Here is a 14,427-nt window from a genome sequence, read left to right as displayed (position 1 = left end):
GTGCCGCGCAGCCGCGCATGCGGCACTCAGACCACCGCCCATTGATCGCGCCCGGCGGTCTTGGCGGCGTACAGCGCAAGATCGGCCTGCCCCAGCAGCACATCCAGGCCGCTCCCCGCAGTGACGCTCACCGCGCCCATGCAGAAACGCACCGGCTGGTTGGCGGGCAGGCCGGCGATCTCGATCGCGGCCACCGCGTTGCGCAGCCGTGCGAACACCGCTGGAATCTCCTCTGCGCTGCAGCCCGGCAGCACCAGCAGGAACTCCTCGCCACCCAGCCGGCCCAGCCGATCCTGCGTGCGCAGCGCCAACCTGGAGGCGCTGGCAAGCGCCTTGAGCACGGCATCGCCGGCGGCGTGGCCATGCATGTCGTTGATCAGCTTGAAGTGGTCCAGATCGATCAATGCCAGCATGCACGGGACCTGCGAGCGCACCGCCTGCTCGATCTGCTGCTGCGCCTCGGCGCGAATGGCGCGGCGATTGGGCAAGCCGGTGAGTTCGTCGCGCATCGCCAGCCGCGAGAGTTGCCGCCGGTGGCGCGCACCGAAGGCCAGCACCACCAGCGCGCCCAGCAATAGCAGGCAGGCCGCGCATAGCGCAATCCACAAGGCGCGTTGCCCGGCTTCGCGGGCTTGCAACGCCAGTTGCGCGGTCTCGCTGCGGCGGCGCAGCTCGGCGGTTTCCGCGCCACGGCGTGCATCTTCGTAACGCGCCTGCAGGCGCAGCATCACGGTGTCGCGCTGGCGATCCAGGCTCTGCGCGCGCAGCGTGTTGGCGCGCTGCAGTTCCTGGTACGCCTCGGCATGTCGCCCCTCCGCTGCCAGTGCCTGGGCGATGGCATCGAGCAGTCGCGCGCGCCGCACCAACGGCAGATTGGGGTCGTCCGCTGCCCTGGCCGCGATGATCTCCATGCCGAGGCTGCCGGCCTTGAGCGCGGTCAATGCCCGCAACAACACCGCATGGCAGGCGGCCACGCGGCCGACATTGCCCTGGCGTTGCATCAACGGCAGCGCCTCGCGCGCCATTGCCAGTGCTGCAGCGGCATCGCCGGCGTCGATCAGCACCTCACTGGCGCTGGTCAATGCCGCGGCCACGCCGGCCTGATCGCCCAGCTCGCGGCTGAGCGCCAGCGCGCGCCTGAAATGCAGCAGCGACGCGTCCGGCTGCTGCGCTGCCAGCGAGGTGCCGTATTCGTATTCGATCAGGCTGCGCTGGAAGCGTGCCGGCTGGCCGCGCAGGCGCGCCAGGGCGCGCAGCAGATAGTCTTCGGCGTCGTTGTCTTCTGCCGAACGACCACCCACGCGGCTGGCCAGCGAGCCGAGCTGGGTCAAGGCATCCAGCTCCAGGCTCAAGCTGTGTTCGCGCACCGCGCACTGGTAACTGGCCTGCGCCGCGTTCCAGGCCTCGTCGCTGCTGCCGGAGGCGAGCATGCTCCACATGTCGACCGCTTCGATCTCGCACAGCAGATCGTTGCGCCCCAGCGCGCGCGCCTGCTGACGCAGCGCTTACAGCCGCGCCAGCATGCCGCGGTTGGGGCTCTCGCGCACATCGCTGAGCGCCTGCACGATCGCCAGCCACAGCTGCGCCTGCGCCGCGTTGCCGCGCACCCGTTCCAGCATCGCATGCGCCTGGGCCAGGACTGTCTGGCGGCGCTCGGTCTCTTCCAGCGAAATCAGCACCCGCGCCTGCGCCAGCAAGGCCCAGAACTGCGCATCGGCGTCGCCATCGCTGCGGGCACGCTCGAACGCGGCCTGGGCGTCCTGCAGGGCGGCCCTGGGGTCGTCGATCGCGGCGGTCTCGATGCTCTTCCACGGCTGCGGCTGCGCCCACAGCATCGCGCTGAACAGCATTGCAGCCATCCCCACGGCCATGCGCCGCCAGCGTGGCGTCGCACTGCTCACCGACACCTCACGGCGACGATGAGCCACACCGCATGGCTGCCGTGCACAGCAAGCGCCGCCCGGCCCGCATCGGGTTTGCTGGTTGCTGCGGCACTCGAGCTCTCCCATGGTTGGCTGGCAGTGGAATCGGGGCGATGTCGGCGTCTGACTGACGCCACTTCGATGCAAAAACACGCGGTCATGATGACCGGCGAACACGGCAGGTCATGTGATCGCCACGCTATGCGTCAAGATCGATAGCGGCCTGCATGCAGCGGGCTTGAATCGGCCCGCAGATCGCATGATCGCGGCCTGCGGCCGTGCTCCTTGGCAAGCGCTGCGCCCCGGCGGGCGACCCGCGCCGTCGTGGCTGCTGCACATCGCCGCATGCAACCACCCCGCGCCAGCCACGTAAACTGCGGCACGGCAGCTGCTGCCGCCCCCCGGATCCTGGAGACGCCGTGACATCCCGCCTGCCCCGCCTGCTCACGCTGCTCGCCGTCGCCTTGCTGTCGGCCTGCGCCACCCAGGCGCCGCGTGCGCCACAGCGCTCCCCGGACGCGGTCAAGGCCGACATCGCGCGGCGCCTGCCGGCCACGCTGGGCGATCGCAACGGCTGGGCCGACGATGTCTACGTGGCGCTGTCCTCGCAGGGGCTGGACACCAGCGCTGAGCACATCTGCGCGGTGCTGGCGGTGACCGAGCAGGAGTCGACCTACCAGGCCAACCCGGTGGTGCCCAATCTGGGCAAGATTTCGCGCGCCGAGATCGACCGCCGCGCCAGCGCGCATCACATCCCCGGCTTCATGGTCGATGCCGCCCTGCGCATCGACTCGCCCGACGGCCGCAGCTATGCCACGCGCATCGCAAGCGCGCGCACCGAGCAGGAGCTGAGCCGCATCTTCGAAGACTTCACCGGCAGCGTGCCGCTGGGCGCGCGTTTGTTCGACGGGCTCAACCCGGTGCATACCGCCGGGCCGATGCAGGTCAGCATCGCCTTTGCCGAGCAGCATGCCGAGCGCTACCCGTATCCGCCCGGCGACTCGATCCGCCACGAGGTGTTCAGCCGTCGCGGCGGGCTGTGGTTCGGCACCAGGCACCTGCTCGGGTATCCGGCCAGTTACGACGCCCTGCTGTACCGCTTTGCCGACTTCAATGCCGGCTGGTACGCCAGCCGCAATGCCGCCTTCCAGGCGGCGCTGAGCAGGGCCAGCGGCATCGCGCTGACCCTGGACGGCGACCTGCTGACACCGGGTGCCAGCCTGGATGCGCCCGGCGGCACCGAACGCGCCGCACGCGCCCTGGGCAGCCAGCTGGCGATGAGCGACCGGCAGCTACGCCGCGCCCTGGAAGCCGGCAACTCTGCCGATTTCGAAGACACCGCGCTGTATCGCCAGGTCTTCGCGCTGGCCGAGCGCAGTGCCGGCAAGCCGCTGCCGCGCGCGGTGCTGCCCGGCATCACGCTGGAAAGCCCCAAGATCACCCGCACCCTCACCACCGCCTGGTTCGCGCAACGCGTGAACGAGCGCTGGAAGCGCTGCATGGGCAAGTAAGCGACTGGCTTGCCGCGCTGCGAGCACTGCCTGCGCTGCGCACCGCCATCTCATTCCCCGCTCAGGCGACTGGTCAACACATCGCCGACAACAGGGCCATGTTCCACCTTGCCATCGCTGCCGCGTTGATAGTTGATGCCGACCCGACACGCGGCAGGGTGCATCTCCCAGACCCAGCCATACAGGGCGCGCCCGGTGTCTGGCGGCGAGCGCAGCGGCATGTTCATGCGCAGCCCATCGTCCTGGCCTCGGTCCAATGTGCACATGACGGTGCCGGCGCCGTCGTCTTCAGCATCCGGGTCGACGTCGTCCACATGGGTGATGGTGGCGATGATCGCTTCGGCAGTCACCCGTTGCTGTAACGCGCGTGGAAGATCGGCTAGCGGGGGCGCAGCGCGTCCACCGGAGGGCTCCTCGACAAATGCATCGCCCAACCCCACCTTGCGAAAGTAGTACTCGCTGCGGCCCAGCGTTTTCGAGCCATCCATGGCCGTTGCCATATCTGCCAGCTCGTCGGCGCGCAGCAGGAACATGTCGGTACCCGAGCGCATGACCACCAGCTGCGCATCGTTGGCATCGCTACCACTGGAGTCGCTGCGCAACCGAATATCGAGCGTCACCTGTTCGTCGCCAATCTCGGTATGCGTTACCTCGTAGCGGCCCGCATACGCACGCACATCGGTGCGTGCAAGGCTGCGATGATCGATTTTCCAAAACAGCAGGCGATACTGCCCGTTGGGCTCGAGCGCCAGCATGCGATGCCAATCGATATACGACGACAGGTACACGCCGTGCAGGTCGTTGCTGCACTGTGGCGCGTTGAAGAGGCCCTCGAACATGGAGCGCTGCGCTGCTGGCAATGCCTCGCCATTGGTCGTAGGTGCATCGGCAACGGTTGCAGGGCCGTCGACAGCATCGCGAAGCCGGGTGTGCAGCGCCAACGCATCGACCTTGTCGACCCGCAACATCTGCATCGAAAACAACATCTGATCGATCTCGTAGACCTCGCCCGCCGCGAGCGGCCCGCACTCTTTGCGTGCGGCGGCAAGCAGGGCTGGTGGGATCAGGGAGTCGCAGAATTCCGCCTCGCACAGGGACTGGTTGAAGAAGTCGTCCAGGCTCCAGCTCAGGTCAGCGGCGTCTTTGGAGACCGGGTCCAGGTAGACCACGTCTTCGTCGGTGGCGGTCAGCTTGCGGTAGTACAGCAGCACGCCGAAGGGGGTGAGCGCGATCGGAATACGCCGCGCCGCATCGGGTGGCGAGACGATCCAGCGATCCAGCACCGGTTGCCATTGCCGGGGGTCGATCAGCGCGAGTTGCATGTCGCCGTAGTGCCCCAGTCCTTTTTGGCGCCAGAGTTCAAGCAGGCTGGCAGGCAGCACCGGCGCATAGGCGGCAATCAGGTCCGCCGGGGCAGGCTGCGTCTTGCGCGGCGGGTGCGCCTTGATAAAGCGGGACAGTGCCAAGCGGCGGAACCATGACATCAGACGGCCTCCAGTCAACGTTGCGTGCGTGCAGTAAATCCAAATCGTGCCCAATGGCCCTGTGTGGACGCCGGGAAGCGTAGTTCATGCCGGGACATTCCCGCAGTCAGTAGCTGGCCGATCACCGGCGCGCGTGCAGTCCACGGGTGTGATCTCCCTCGATGGGCATCGCGCTCGACGAACCTCATCGGTCACGCTGTGGCGGTGCCGGACCGGGCGATGCGCTCGGCAACCGCTCCACCACAGGCCGCCCCGCGTCGGTCGCCGAGACGAGTGCGGCCCGCACCAGTCGACAATGGCGCGAACACGACTTCTGGCAGAGGCGCCCGGCCCATCTGGCGGGTAGCATCGGACGGTCGCGCCGACCGCGTTGCGCGCTCCTTTCGTCCCGGAGAGTCTTTCATGCCCACCCCGTTGCCGTTGCGGCAGCTGTTCGCCGCCATCGCCCTGGCCACCCTGCCGGCACTCGCCAGCGCACAGACGCCTGCCGTCACCGAGGCCGATTACGCCCGCGCCGAGCGCCTCACCAGCTATCTGGCGCAACCGCTGGTCGATCACCAGGCCACCCGCATCGACTGGCTGGACGCCACCCACGTGGTCTATGTCGACCACGATGCCAAGGGCAACCAACTGTTGCAGCTGGACACCGCCACCGGCAAGAGCGCGCCGATCTTCAAGCAGTCCGCGTTGGTCGCCTCGCTCAATACGCTGCTCAAGACCGGCGACAAGCCGCTCAAGGCCGACACCTTCGCCCCGGTGGTCAAGCGCACCGCCGATGGCCGCTACCGCCTCAACGTGCGCGACACCGCCGTGGTCTGCGATGCGCGTGCGCGCTGCAGCAAGCTGTACGCAAAGGACAAGGCCGAGCCGGGCGTGCTGTCGCCGGACAAGCGCAGCGAAGCCTTCATCCGCAACTGGAACCTGTGGGTGCGCGATCTCGCCAGCGGCCAGGAGACCCAGCTCACCCGCGACGGCGTGGAAAACTTCGGCTATGCCACCGACAACGCCGGCTGGCAGCACAGCGACAACGCCATCGTTGCGTGGTCGCCGGACTCGCGCAAGATCGCCACTTTCCAGCAGGACCAGCGCAAGACCGGCGACATGTACCTGGTCAGCACCAAGCTCGGGCATCCGGAACTGCAGTCGTGGAAATACCCGCTGGCCGGCGACAAGGACGTGACCATGATCGAGCGCGTGGTCATCGACGTGCCCACGCGCAGCGTGCTGCGGCTGAAACTGCCGCCCGACCAGCACCGCTCCACCCTGTGCGATGACGTCAGCTGCTCGCCGGGCCTGTGGGACGATGTGAAGTGGGCGCCGGACGGCAAGACGCTGGCCTTCGTGTCCACCTCGCGCCTCCACAAGCAGGCCTGGTTGCGCATTGCCGATGTCGCCACCGGCGACGTGCGCACCGCCTTCGACGAAACCGCCAAGACCTATTACGAAAGCGGCCAGGTCGCCGCCAACTGGGCGTACCTGCCCGGCAGCAACGAGGCGGTGTGGTTTTCCGAGCGCAGCGATTGGGGCCAGCTGTATCTCTACGACCTGGCCACCGGCAAGCCCAAGCGCGCGATCACCACCGGCGAGGGCAACGTCACCGAACTGCTGCGCGTGGACCCGGTGACGCGCACCGCGTGGTTCGTCGGCGTCGGCCGCAGCCCGGGCGTGGACCCGTATTACCAGCAGCTGTGGAAGGTGAGCCTGGACGGTGGTGAGCCGGTGCTGCTCACGCCAGAAGTCGCCGATCACAGCATTGCGCTGGCGCCCGATGGCGCCCGCTTTGTCGATACCTACTCCACCTCGGTCACTCCACCGGTCACGCTGCTGCGCGATGCCGGCGACGGACGCACGGTCAGCACGATCGCCACTGCCGACATCAGCCGCCTCAAGGCGGCCGGCTGGGTGCCGCCGGAGCCGATCACGGTCAAGGCGCGCGATGGCAAGACCACGCTGTACGGCTTGATGTTCAAGCCCAGCAACTTCGACCCGGCGCGCAAGTATCCGATCATCGATTACGTCTATCCCGGCCCGCAGACCGGTTCGGTCCGCGGCCGCAGTTTCCTTGCCGGCCATGGCGACAATCAATCGCTGGCGGAGCTGGGTTTCATCGTGGTCGCCATCGACGGCATGGGCACACCGTGGCGCTCCAAGACCTTCCACGACACCTGGTACGCCAACATGGGCGACAACACCCTGCCCGACCAGGTGGCCGGCCTGAAGGAACTCGGCCAGCGCTATCCGTGGATCGACCTGGGCCGCGTCGGTATCTGGGGCCATTCCGGCGGCGGCAATGCATCCACCGCCGCGATGCTGCGCTACCCGGACTTTTTCAAGGTGGCTTGGTCGGAAAGCGGCAACCACGACAACCGCGGCTACGAGGACGACTGGGCCGAGAAATATCACGGCGAGCACATCGTCAACAAGGACGGCAGCTCCAACTACGACGACCAGGCCAACGCCACCCACGCCAGCAAACTCAAGGGCAAGCTGATGCTGGTGCACGGCACCCTGGACGACAACGTGCCGCCATATCTCACCCTGCTGGTGGCCGATGCCCTGATCAAGGCCAATAAGACCTTCGACATGCTGATGCTGCCCAACGCCAAGCACGGCTATGGCGAACTCACCCCGTATGTCAGCCGCCGCCGTTGGGACTACTTCGTGCAACACCTGCTCGGCGCCACGCCGCCGGCCGACTACCAGATGAAGCCGATGCCCAAGAACTGAGCGCACGCACGCATGGCAGCCGGCGACCCGAAGGCCCCTGCCACGTAGGAGCGGCCCCGGCCGCGACACTCACCGATCGCTGCGCAGCTTAGCCGTACGTTCCATCCGGACAACGCCGGATGGAACCACCAACCGCTTACTTCGCCGTACTGCCGCCTAACTGCGTGCTCAGGAACGCCAGCAAGCGGGTGTAGTACTCGCGACGATGCGGCTCGGTGTAGAAGCCGTGGCCTTCATTGGGGAAATACAGCGCCTCCACCGGCACGCCGGCGCCTTTCAGTGCGCGCTCCATGCGCTTGGTGTGTTCGATCGGCGCACGCTCGTCCTTGCCGCCTGCCGCCAGAAACACCGGCACCTTGATCTGCCTGGCCAGCATCACCGGCGAGCGTGCCGCCAGGGTGTCGCGGGCGCCCAGCCAGTCGCCGGTCCAGTTCTTGGCCCAGCGCGCGTAGCGCGCGGTGTCGCGCGCCATCATGTCCAGATCGTAGACGCCGACATAGCCGGCGGCGCAGCGATACAGGGTCGGTTCCTTCGCAACGCCCATCAGCGCAGCATAGCCACCGTAACTGGCGCCGTAGAGACAGATGCGCGAGGCATCGGCCACGCCTTGCGCGATGGCCCAGCGGGTGGCGTCGGTGAGATCGTCCTGCATGCGCCCGCCCCACTCCCTGGCGCCGGCCTGGGTGAAGGCACGCCCGTAATTGGCCGAACCGCGGTAATTGACGCGCAGCACCGCGTAGCCCGCGGCGGCCAGCAGCTGCGCCTCGTCATCGAACTCCCATTTGTCGAAGACATCGAACGGCCCGCCGTGCGGCATCACGATCAACGGCAGCGGCGTGCCTGCCTCGGCATGCAGCGGCTGGGTCAGATAGCCGTGCAACTGCAGGCCATCGCGCGCCTGGAAACTTACCTGCCTGCTTGCCGGGACGGCATCGGGCGGGAACCACTCGCGGCGGCTGAACACGCGGTCGGCATGCTTGCTGACCGTATCGAACAGGTAATAGTCGCCGTTATTGCGATCGCTCCACACGTACACCAGCACCAGGCGACGGTCGCGGGTGGCCGAGGTGATGTAGACCGCGTTGCCGTCGAAGGCTTTTTCCAGGCTGCGGTAGAGCCTGGCCGTCGGCGACTTCTCGTCGAAGAAGCGGTTGCGCACCCGGTCGCTCATGTAGGACGCGCCGATCGGCGTGGTGCCGTCCAGATCGCGCAGGATCCGGTAGGGGTCGACGGTGTCGTCGTGCAACAACGGCGTGGATTTGCCGCTGGCCGGGTCCCATCCCACCAGCACATCGGTGCCGCTCGCCTGTTCCACCTGCAGATAGGCCTGGCTGCCATCGGCCGCAAAACCGAGCGGAAATTCGCGATGCCCGCTGCTGGCGGCATCATTGACCAACCGCCACGGTGCGGCATCGTCGTCGCGGTAATACAGCTTGCTGACGTTGCTCACGTCGGCGCCGTTGGCAAAGCGGATGCGTCCCTGCTGATCGGTCACGAAGTTTGCGCGCCGCACCGGCGAGGTCGCCACGGTACTGCGCCGGCCGGTCTGGATGTCCAGCTTGTCGATGCGGATGTTCGGGTCGCCGACGAACGGGATCGTCGACACCAGAATGTTGCGCGGATCGCCCGGCAAGGTATCGAGCATGAACGTGCCTGGCTCCAGGTCCATCTTCAACTGCACGCCGTTGATATCCGGATTGGTGCCATAGGGGCTGGCCAACAGGCCGCCATTCTTGCCATCGGCGTCGATGGCATGCAGCTGGCCGATCGCCATCGGCTCGTCGCGCGACCCCAGCCGCTGCGCCATCGACACCACGATGCGGTCGTCGCTGGCCCACCAGAAATCGTCCACCACGCTATTGGCGCCACCGGTGACTTTCGCGGTGGCCATCTTGTCCTGCCGCCGTACGATGCCCAGTACGGTGCGATCTTCCAGCGGCATGGTGAGCGCGAAATACTCACCCGTCGGCGAGATCTTGATCCGCTCGAACTGGTCGCTTTTGAGATAGGGCGTCAGATCCAGCGGTTGCGGCGGCGTCTGCGCGCGAGCCGGCACCGCGATGGTCATTGCCACTGCCAGCGCGGCAGTCGCCACCCTCATCCAATAATGCATTGCGACACTCCGCCTCTTCCTTGGTCCGCCTATGGTGGCAAAGGCGGTTTGTGGAGTCCATCGTCTGCCGCGATGCCATGCAAAGCACGCGGCATCAATGTTGCTTGGCCTGCGCCGACATGCTCAGGTACCGGTGCGTGCGCGCGGGCCCAACAGACCGATACGCCGGAACCACATTTCCAGCGGCACCGTCACCAGCGGCGGCAATGCGGCCAGCAGGCTCAGCGCCCATGCCCACCACGGCCAGCGCAGCCGCAACGCGGCAAGCACGCTGACCGCCACATAGAACAGGAAGGCCGCGCCATGCAGGCGCCCGAACAGCCACACCACAAGCTCGGTGGTGTGCGTGCCGTACTTGAGCAACATGCCGAGCAACAACCCGGCCCAGGTCAGCCCCTCGATAAAGGCGGCCACCGCAAACAGCCGGCCGATCGGCGACAACGCAGAAGAAGCACGCATGCAACACTCCAGACGGACAGGGATTGCCGCGACGCGATGGCGGCGACGACGCCCGCTGGCAGTTGCATTCTACAGAGCGCATCGCGCATCGGCAGCCGGCCCGCGTTCCTGGCGATAATGGTGGCCCTTGCACCACCTGCCGGCCTCCCATGCGCACCCTCTTCTTGCTCGCCGTGCTTGCACTGGCACTGCTGCCCACCACCTCCATCGCCGTACAGCTGCAGGACGGCGACTTGCTGTTCGTCACCGCCGCCCGCACCGGCCTGAGCGGTGCCATCGACGATGCCACCGCCAGGCAGGATGCCCCCAGCTTCGATCATGTGGCACTGCTCGCCCATGACGCTACCGGACAGGTGCTGCTGCACGCAGACGAACAAGGCTCGCGGCAGCAGCCGCTGCAGGCATTCGTCGAAGAAGCCAATGCCAAGCATCGGCAGATCCATGTGTACCGGCTGACGGAAGAACAGCGCAATGCGATCCCCGGCGCCATCGCGCAGGCACGGCGCATGCTCGGCAAGCCTTACAACCAGACCTACGTGCAGGACGACAACAGCTACTACTGCTCGGACTTCATCGAACGCGCGTTTCGCGCCCAACACGTGTTCGTCCTGCAACCGATGAACTTCAAGAACCTGCAGACCGGCAAGATCTCGCAGTACTGGACCGACTTTTACCGCAGCAAGGGCATGGACGTGCCGCAAGGCCTGCCCGGCACCAACCCGAACGATATGGCGGCTGCTCCCGTGCTGGCGTATGTCGGCCGTTTGAATTGATGCGCGGGAATGCCGCGCGTGGTCAGGAGAGAACGTTGAACAAGGCATTGCCGGCAGGGCTGCTCGCCTTGTCACTGGTTGGCTGCATCAATGCACCACCCGCACCGCAGGAAAAGGCGGCTGTGCCGCAGCAAGCACCGGCACCTGCCAAAGCGGCCATGGCCACCGCGCTAGCTGGGCAACGCGGCGAAGGCCAGCCGTACGAGATTGTCGACAGCCAGGTTTGGGATGTCCCGGATCCGGCATCAGGCCGCCGCTATCAGGTCGTTGTCGGCTTGCCGGCCGGCTACGCCGACCACCCGGAGCGTCGCTATCCGGTTCTTTACGTCACCGATAGCGACTATGCGTTCCCGGTGGTGCGGCAGATCGCGCGCCGCTTGAACGGCGACGGGCCGGCGATCAAGGACTTCATCCTGGTCGGGCTGTCCTACGCGGTGGGCGATGAGCCAATGCCCAGCCGGCGGCGCGATTACACCCCGACGCTGGAAAATGGCGGCACCGCACCGCCCAATGCAACCCACGGTGGCAGTACGGCCTACGCGTCCTACCTGCGCCAGCAGGTGCTGCCCTTCATTGCCGGCCGCTACCGAACCGACGAAGGCAAGCGCCTGTTTCTCGGGCATTCCTACGGTGGCCTGCTCGGCACCCAGATCCTGTTGAGCACACCGCAGATGTTTTCCGGCTATCTGCTTGGCAGCCCCTCGTATTGGTACGGCGAGCACGCCACGGCCGCGCAGGAAAAGCGCTTCGCTGCGGTACACACCGATGCGCCGGCGCGGGTCTACATGTATGTCGGCGAGTACGAGCAGGTGCGCTACAACAAGCAGTACGACATGGTGATCGATGCCAGGAACCTGGTGCAGACGCTGCGCGCGAGACAGTATCCGTCGCTGCAGCTGGAGCTGGAGGTGCTCAACGACGAAGATCACCTGAGTGTCGCGCCGCGCGGCATCACCCATGGGCTGAAGTTCCTGTTGGGCACCAAGGCTCCCTGAGTGCAATGCCGCGCGCCTGGTTGCGCGGCGCAAGCCGATACATTCCCGGCGGCGCATCGCAAGCACATCCAGTGCCGTGCGGGCGCCGCCAATGCAAGGCATGCACAAGCTCTTGCCAACGCCCATACATGCGCCGGCCTAGTGTGTGCACATCCATACAGCGTGCCGCACGCAGCGCATTCCGCCTGCGATTGTTGAGCACACGCAGAGGTGTACATGGCTTTGATTCATTCCATCCTGATGGGCGCCGTCGCCGGCATGCGCTCGATGACGCCGCTGGCGGCGGTCACCAATGCTGCGCGTACCGGCAAGCTTCCTGCCGACAACGGCGCACCGCCGCTGCTGGCCAATCCGCTGGCGTCGGCCGGCATGCTCGCGCTTGCCGGCGGCGAACTGGCAGGCGACAAGATGAAAACCGCGCCCGACCGCATCGTGCTGCCCGGCATGATCGCGCGCATCGCCACCGGCGTGATCGTCGGCACGGCCCTGGCTCCGCGCCATCAGCGCGGCGTCGCCGCACTGCTGGGAGCGTCCACCGCAGTGGCGGCCGCCTATCTCACCTTCAACCTGCGCATGCGTGCGATCGACCGCTACGGCCAGACCAGCACCGGCGTGGTCGAAGACGCGATCACGGTGGGCGCAGCGACGTTGATCATGCGCGACGCGGCCAAGCACTAGCGCGACCTCATTCACCTAAGCCTGTCGCGCGCTGCAACCACAGGGCGCGCCATGGCGACGGCCGTTTTACCGTCGCCATAGCGAAGCGATGACTCGGTGCGCGCTCGCGCTGCGGCAGTTGCAGCAGCGCAGGGATTACAGCCTACGCAGGCCGATAGATCGCGCACAGCTTGTTGCCGTCCGGGTCGCGCACGTAGGCCAGCCAGACCGGCCCCATGCGGCTCTCACGCACGCCCGGTGGATCTTCGATGGACATCCCACCTGCCGCCACCGCAGCTTCGTGGAAGGCCTGCACCTGCTCGGGCGAGCCGCAGCTGAAGCCCACGGTGGCGCCGTTGCCGTTGGTCGCGGGCGCATCGTTGATCGGCTCGCTGACAACGAACGTACTGCCGGCGTGGCGATAAAACAGGCGCACATGGCCCGAGTTGGCAGGATTGACCAGCGGTTCGGCGGCCCCCAGGACGCCGCCGAGCACTGCATCGTAGAACTGCCTGGATCGCGCGATATCGTTCGATCCCACCATCACATGATTCAGCACGCATCACTCCTGTTCGTATCGAAGGCGCGCAGCTTAGGGCAGCACGTGGATATCCGGCAGCATTCGGCGAACAGCTGCATCAGCCGCCACGCCCGTGCGGCGCCTGCAGATCCAGCACCGGCCCCAGCGGCACGATGCCGGTGGGGTTGATCATGTCGTGACTCTGGTAGTAATGGTGCTTGATGTGCTGGAAATTCACCGTGTCTGCGATACCCGGCATCTGATACAGCTCACGCAGGTAGCCGGACAACTGCGGATAATCGGCAATGCGCCGCAGGTTGCACTTGAAATGGCCGACATACACCGCGTCGAAACGCACCAGCGTGGTGAACAGGCGCCAGTCCGCTTCGGTGAGCCGGTCGCCGCACAGGTAGCGCTGCTGGCCCAGGCGCGCATCCAGCCAATCCAGGCTCTCGAATAGCGGCACCACCGCCTCTTCGTACGCAGCCTGCGTGGTGGCGAAGCCTGCCTTGTACACGCCATTGTTGACGGTGTCGTACACGCGCGCATTGATCGCATCGATCTGCTCGCGCAGCGGCGCCGGATAGAAATCGCCGGGCGCAGCGCCGACCGCGTCGAAGGCGCTATTGAACATGCGGATGATGTCGGCCGACTCGTTGCTGACCACCGTGTTGCGCTCGCGATCCCAAAGCACCGGCACGGTCACGCGCCCGGAATACTGCGGATCCGCCTTCAGATAGACCTCGTACAGATGCTGCGCCTGGTGGAGCGCATCGCCCACCACGCCCGGCCCTGGCGCAAACGTCCAGCCCTGCTTGCCCATCAGCCAGTGCACCACCGACACGTCGATCATCGACTCCAGGCCTTTCAGGCGCCGGAAGATCAATGTGCGATGCGCCCACGGGCAGGCCAGCGACACATACAGGTGATAGCGCCCGGGAGCGGCCTGAAAGCCACCGTCCCCATGCGGGCCGGGGCTGCCATCGCGCGTCACCCAATTGCGGAACTGCGATTGCGAGCGCTCGAAACGCCCACCGCTCTTGTCGGTGTCGTACCAACTGTCCTGCCACTTGCCATCGACCAACAGGCCCATGCTGCCTTCTCCGCTACCACAGTAGGCCGCAACCCTAGCCCAGCCGGTCTGGAGAGTGCGTGAGCGGCCGTGGTGGCGTGAGCGGACGCGAGCAGCCAGCAGCGTTTGCAGACCGAAGACCCACCGCTGCAAGGCAACAGGAGCCCCGCGTTGCCATCGGCCGGCAGCGCACG

10 protein-coding genes and 1 pseudogene are annotated in these 14,427 nt (G+C 66.5%); 5 read left to right on the top strand and 6 right to left on the bottom strand.

Annotated features, from left to right (window positions below; genetic code table 11):
• Window positions 1–26: 26 nt before the first annotated feature.
• Window positions 27–2,083, bottom strand: a pseudogene (locus AC06DU_RS03105) (GGDEF domain-containing protein).
• A gap of 258 nt (window positions 2,084–2,341) precedes the next feature.
• On the opposite strand from AC06DU_RS03105, the gene AC06DU_RS03100 reads away from it, so the two are divergent.
• On the top strand, window positions 2,342–3,433 hold the full coding sequence (locus AC06DU_RS03100) for a DUF1615 domain-containing protein (protein WP_046345610.1): 1,092 nt from the start codon (window positions 2,342–2,344) through the stop codon (window positions 3,431–3,433).
• A gap of 50 nt (window positions 3,434–3,483) precedes the next feature.
• Here AC06DU_RS03100 and AC06DU_RS03095 read toward each other — a convergent pair whose 3' ends face one another.
• Window positions 3,484–4,917: a GAD-like domain-containing protein gene (locus AC06DU_RS03095; protein ID WP_478204356.1), complete on the bottom strand. Its 1,434-nt coding sequence runs from the start codon at window positions 4,915–4,917 to the stop codon at window positions 3,484–3,486.
• A gap of 402 nt (window positions 4,918–5,319) precedes the next feature.
• Here AC06DU_RS03095 and AC06DU_RS03090 point away from each other — a divergent pair, with 402 nt between their 5' ends.
• Entirely contained in the window at window positions 5,320–7,644 is a 2,325-nt protein-coding gene (locus AC06DU_RS03090; protein WP_478203532.1) for a S9 family peptidase, read from the top strand.
• A gap of 136 nt (window positions 7,645–7,780) precedes the next feature.
• On the opposite strand, the gene AC06DU_RS03085 is transcribed toward AC06DU_RS03090, so the two are convergent.
• Together AC06DU_RS03085 and AC06DU_RS03080 are read right to left on the bottom strand one after the other, a co-directional pair.
• The gene (locus AC06DU_RS03085; protein ID WP_478203531.1) at window positions 7,781–9,757 is read right to left on the bottom strand and encodes an alpha/beta hydrolase family protein; all 1,977 of its coding nucleotides are present in this window, start codon (window positions 9,755–9,757) and stop codon (window positions 7,781–7,783) included.
• 123 nt (window positions 9,758–9,880) lie between these two features.
• Window positions 9,881–10,216: a DUF3817 domain-containing protein gene (locus AC06DU_RS03080; protein WP_186810929.1), complete on the bottom strand. Its 336-nt coding sequence runs from the start codon at window positions 10,214–10,216 to the stop codon at window positions 9,881–9,883.
• A 149-nt stretch (window positions 10,217–10,365) separates the two neighbouring features.
• On the opposite strand from AC06DU_RS03080, the gene AC06DU_RS03075 reads away from it, so the two are divergent.
• The 3 genes from AC06DU_RS03075 to AC06DU_RS03065 all read left to right on the top strand — a co-directional run bounded on the left by AC06DU_RS03075 (window position 10,366) and on the right by AC06DU_RS03065 (window position 12,662).
• Window positions 10,366–10,989 (top strand): YiiX/YebB-like N1pC/P60 family cysteine hydrolase, encoded by a 624-nt coding sequence (locus AC06DU_RS03075; protein ID WP_039531073.1) that lies wholly within the window; start codon window positions 10,366–10,368, stop codon window positions 10,987–10,989.
• Window positions 10,989–11,984, top strand: coding sequence for an alpha/beta hydrolase (locus AC06DU_RS03070; RefSeq protein WP_039531075.1), 996 nt, complete (start codon window positions 10,989–10,991; stop codon window positions 11,982–11,984). The genes AC06DU_RS03075 and AC06DU_RS03070 overlap by 1 nt, the downstream gene beginning before the upstream one ends.
• A gap of 216 nt (window positions 11,985–12,200) precedes the next feature.
• Window positions 12,201–12,662: a hypothetical protein gene (locus AC06DU_RS03065; RefSeq protein WP_054592329.1), complete on the top strand. Its 462-nt coding sequence runs from the start codon at window positions 12,201–12,203 to the stop codon at window positions 12,660–12,662.
• 142 nt (window positions 12,663–12,804) lie between these two features.
• Here AC06DU_RS03065 and AC06DU_RS03060 read toward each other — a convergent pair whose 3' ends face one another.
• Together AC06DU_RS03060 and AC06DU_RS03055 are read right to left on the bottom strand one after the other, a co-directional pair.
• A complete protein-coding gene (locus AC06DU_RS03060) occupies window positions 12,805–13,200 on the bottom strand; it encodes a VOC family protein (RefSeq protein WP_478203530.1) in 396 nt (131 codons plus the stop codon).
• Window positions 13,201–13,279: 79 nt separating this feature from the next.
• A complete protein-coding gene (locus tag AC06DU_RS03055) occupies window positions 13,280–14,254 on the bottom strand; it encodes a glutathione S-transferase family protein (protein ID WP_039513158.1) in 975 nt (324 codons plus the stop codon).
• Window positions 14,255–14,427: the final 173 nt, after the last annotated feature.

This window comes from Xanthomonas sp. NCPPB 3200, assembly GCF_056393585.1.
This window is presented reverse-complemented; position numbering and strand designations above follow the sequence as displayed.

Excerpts from the sequence above, each read along its gene's own strand:
- AC06DU_RS03095 (WP_478204356.1), bottom strand. The coding sequence starts at position 4,917 with ATGTCATGGTTCCGCCGCTTGGCACTGTCCCGCTTTATCAAGGCGCAC.
- AC06DU_RS03090 (WP_478203532.1), top strand. The coding sequence starts at position 5,320 with ATGCCCACCCCGTTGCCGTTGCGGCAGCTGTTCGCCGCCATCGCCCTG.
- AC06DU_RS03085 (WP_478203531.1), bottom strand. The coding sequence starts at position 9,757 with ATGCATTATTGGATGAGGGTGGCGACTGCCGCGCTGGCAGTGGCAATG.
- AC06DU_RS03080 (WP_186810929.1), bottom strand. The coding sequence starts at position 10,216 with ATGCGTGCTTCTTCTGCGTTGTCGCCGATCGGCCGGCTGTTTGCGGTG.
- AC06DU_RS03075 (WP_039531073.1), top strand. The coding sequence starts at position 10,366 with ATGCGCACCCTCTTCTTGCTCGCCGTGCTTGCACTGGCACTGCTGCCC.
- AC06DU_RS03070 (WP_039531075.1), top strand. The coding sequence starts at position 10,989 with ATGCGCGGGAATGCCGCGCGTGGTCAGGAGAGAACGTTGAACAAGGCA.
- AC06DU_RS03065 (WP_054592329.1), top strand. The coding sequence starts at position 12,201 with ATGGCTTTGATTCATTCCATCCTGATGGGCGCCGTCGCCGGCATGCGC.
- AC06DU_RS03055 (WP_039513158.1), bottom strand. The coding sequence starts at position 14,254 with ATGGGCCTGTTGGTCGATGGCAAGTGGCAGGACAGTTGGTACGACACC.